This is a genomic window from Sphingobium sp. HDIP04 (assembly GCF_000445085.1).
Lineage (GTDB): Bacteria > Pseudomonadota > Alphaproteobacteria > Sphingomonadales > Sphingomonadaceae > Sphingobium > Sphingobium indicum.
The window spans coordinates 1-3,518 of sequence record NZ_ATDO01000099.1 but is presented as its reverse complement, the minus strand read 5'-3'; the positions used below and the strand labels follow the sequence as shown (position 1 = coordinate 3,518).

Genomic DNA, 3,518 nt, shown 5'->3' with positions numbered 1-3,518 from the left:
GGGGCCTTGGCGGCATGGGCGGCTCCGGGCCGGGCGGCGCTTCCGCCGCAGGCGCAACCGGCCTGGGCAGCGGCGGCACCGCCAGCTTCGCCAATGGCGACGGCGGCGTGCTGTCTCCGGGCGCGCAGCGGCGGATCGGCGCGCTGCTCATGAGCGCGAGCGGCGACGCCGGCGGCCTCGTCCGCTTCACCGACAGCAGCACGGCAGCCAATGGCGGGCTCATCGTCGACGGATCGGTCGCGCTTTCCAGCCTGGGCGCTCCGATCGCCGGCCTTTCCGGCATTTCCATTAGCGCCGCCAACGCCGTGCGGATCGGCGGCGATGCCGATTTCACGAGCGATGGGCCGCTTTCCTTCGCCTTCGCGGGGGCAGGCGGCATGGCGGCGACTGGCGCGCTGACGGGCCAGTCGGGCACGCATATCGACCTCAGCCATGACGGGCGGCCGCAGGGCAGCGACAGCCTGTTCGCGGACAGCATCCTGTTCACGGCGCCAGGCAATGTCAGCATGCTCTCCGCGGGCGCGATGCGGGCGGCCGGCGATCTGACGATCCTGGCAGGCGGCCATATCGATCTCGCCAATGGCAGCGCGGCGGTCGCGGGTGGCGACCTGACGCTGTCGGGACAGGGGATCGATGCCTTCGGCCTGACATCCGGCGGCGCGAGCATGCTGGACGCAGGCGCGGGCAGTCTGGTCGTGACCGATATTGCGTCGGCAGGCGCGATCACCGCCGCCGGCGCGCTCGTCAACCTGGGTTCGAGCGGTGCGATGAACATCGCGCAGGCCATCGCCTCGACCGGACCGCTGACCCTGAACGCCGGAGGACCGCTCAGCCTGTCGGGATCGGCCAGCGGCGGGATCATTACCATCGGCGCGAGCGACATCGTCATCGGCGGCGCGGCGCAGGTGGGCAGCCTGGGCGGAACGAGCCGCGTGGTCTTCAACGCCGTGAACCTGCAACAGCCCGCTTATATCGCCGGCGGCGATGTCGCGGGAGCCTACAGCCTCTCTATGGCCGAACTTGCGCGGGTCGCGGCGGCGGAAATCGCCATCAACGCGCAGGCGCGGGGCATCGCGGGATCGCCGGATCTCATCGTTCAGGATCTGACCCTGGGCGCGGCCAATCTGGCGAGCGGCGGCGTACTGGCGATCGGCACCGGCGGGCATCTGCGCGTCCAGGGGGCGGTGCGGCTGACCGGGCGGTCGGGGCAAGGCGGACTGACCCTGTCGGCGGGCCGGGCGCTGGAGATCGTGGCAGGCGCCGGTCTGATCGACATCAGCGACGGCAATGGCGGACTGGGCGGGGTTCTCACGCTGGACAGCCCCAGCATCATCGCCGCGTCTCCATCGGCCATGGCGGACATCGCCTCGGCGAACTCGCTGATCGCCAGGGAATTGCGCCTGGCGCAGAATGACGGATGGGTGGACGATGCCGGCATATTGCGCGCCGGAACCATCAGGGTGAACGCGAGCCAAGGCTTCTTCATCCAGAATAGCGGCCTGTCCAGCGCGATCCTTGACCGGCGCGGCTTCACGGCCAACGAACTGTCGATCGCGTCCCAGGGCACGGCTTTGCAGATCGCGATCAACGGGCAACTGGCGCTGCCGATGGGCGGCTTCGCGCAGGGGCTGGAGACGATCCCGCTGGTCGCGGTCAACGGCGCCTATGCCCTGGGATCGAAGGTCAATGGCTGCCTGATCGGCAATCCGGCCGCCTGCACCAGCGCCGGCTTCGACAGCCGGGACACGTGGAACGGCGTGCTTGACCCTTCGGTGTCGGTCAGCCGCATCTTCACATTGTCCCTCATCGAATTGCGCGACATCGTGGCGCAGGGCTATCCGCCGTTGATCGACGAGCCGGTGACGGGCGCGGGCAATGAGGATTTGTGGGAGCGGTCCTGCGGCGGGCCGGACGAACCGGCCTGCGATGCGCCCCAATAGATGGTCGCGACCAAAACGGGATTGAAACAACGGGTTGAACCCGTAGAGAGAAAAGCGCGGCGGACGCAGGGGAAAGCGTTCGAATCAGCCGGCACGGGGGCGTGGTGAATGGGGGGCGGTAAGGGCAGGGCGATCGGTAGGTCCGTTGGCGGCATGGTCTTGGTGGCCGTGCTGCTGGGGGTGCTGTTGCTGTGCTTGCCCGGCGGAAGATCGGATGCGGCTCCTGCGGCGCGGACCTATGTGGGCGTCGCCTCCTGCGCCGGGTCCACCTGCCATGGCCGGATGGAGGGCGACGGCAAGGTCGTTCGTCAGGATGAGCTGATGCGCTGGCAGGAGCCTTCGACGCCGGGCGGCGCGCATAGCCGGGCCTTCGCCGTGCTGAACGGCAGGCGGGGGCAGCAGATCGCGGCGACATTGGGGCTGGACGACGCGGCTTCCGCGCCTGCCTGCCTGGGATGCCATTCTACTCCGGCGGGGGCGCGTGGGGCGCGTTTCCTGGCGCAGGACGGCGTGGGCTGCGAAGCCTGCCATGGCGCGGCGAGCGGCTGGATCGCTTCGCATTATGCGGTGGGGGGCAGCCATGCCGCCAATGTCGCGGCGGGGATGACGTCGCTGGACCGGCCGCAGGCGCGGGCCTCGGTCTGTCTCGACTGCCATTTCGGCAGCGCGCGCGACGGGCAGTTCGTCGACCACCGGATCATGGCGGCGGGGCATCCGCGCATTTCCTTCGAACTGGACCTTTTTTCCTCCATGCAGGCGCATCATGACGAGGATGCCGACTATGCGCAGCGCAAGGGGCGGACCGACAGTCTGAAGCTGTGGGCCGTGGGGCAGGCCATGGCGGTGGAGCGGGCGCTGACCCTCTATGCCGGGGCGAAGGGGACGGAAGGGGCTTTCCCCGAATTCTACTTCTTCGACTGCCAGAGCTGCCATCGCCGCATCTACGATCAGGCGGAACGCAGCAAGACGTGGGAAGCCAATCCGGGACGGCCGATCCCGGCGGGAATGCCGCCCTTCAATGACGAGAATATGATCATGCTTTCGGCGGCGGCGCGGGTGGCCGCGCCGGGATTGGCAGTCAGGTTCGACGCCGACAGCCGGGCTTTCCATGCGGCGATTGCGCGAGACCGGACGGCGGCAGTCGCGGCGGCGGGCAGGCTGGCGGGCAGTGCGCGGGCCTTGGCCGACGCCTTTGCGACGGGCGGGCCGGGCGGCGGGATGCAGGGCGATATGGCCTTCGCCATCGTGCGCGAGATTGCGGGCAGCGCCATATCGCCGCGCTTCACCGACTATGAGGGGTCGGTGCAGGCGGTGATGGCGGTCGACACGCTGCTGAACGGCATGGTCAAATCCGGCCGCGTGACCGTGGGCGCGGCGGCGGGCATCAGGGCGGAGGTCAACCGCGCCTATGCGGCGGTGAAGGAGCCGAACGCCTATCGCCCCGCCGAATTCCGGTCCGCGCTGGGCAGCGCGGCGCGCAGCATCGGGGCGCTGCAATGAAGGGGCGGCATCACCGGCTGGGCGCGCTGGCGACGATTGCGGCGCTGATCCTGTCCTCCTGCGGGGGTGGGGGCGGTG

General features: G+C 69.6%; 1 protein-coding gene and 1 pseudogene. Both read left to right on the top strand.

The annotated features are described in order from the left end of the window. A pseudogene (locus L286_RS38130) lies at window positions 1-1,940 on the top strand (histidine kinase); the annotation flags it as partial. Between the two features lie 108 nt (window positions 1,941-2,048). Further along, window positions 2,049-3,440 (top strand): multiheme c-type cytochrome, encoded by a 1,392-nt coding sequence (locus L286_RS38125; protein WP_031286023.1) that lies wholly within the window; start codon window positions 2,049-2,051, stop codon window positions 3,438-3,440. Window positions 3,441-3,518 lie beyond the last annotated feature (78 nt).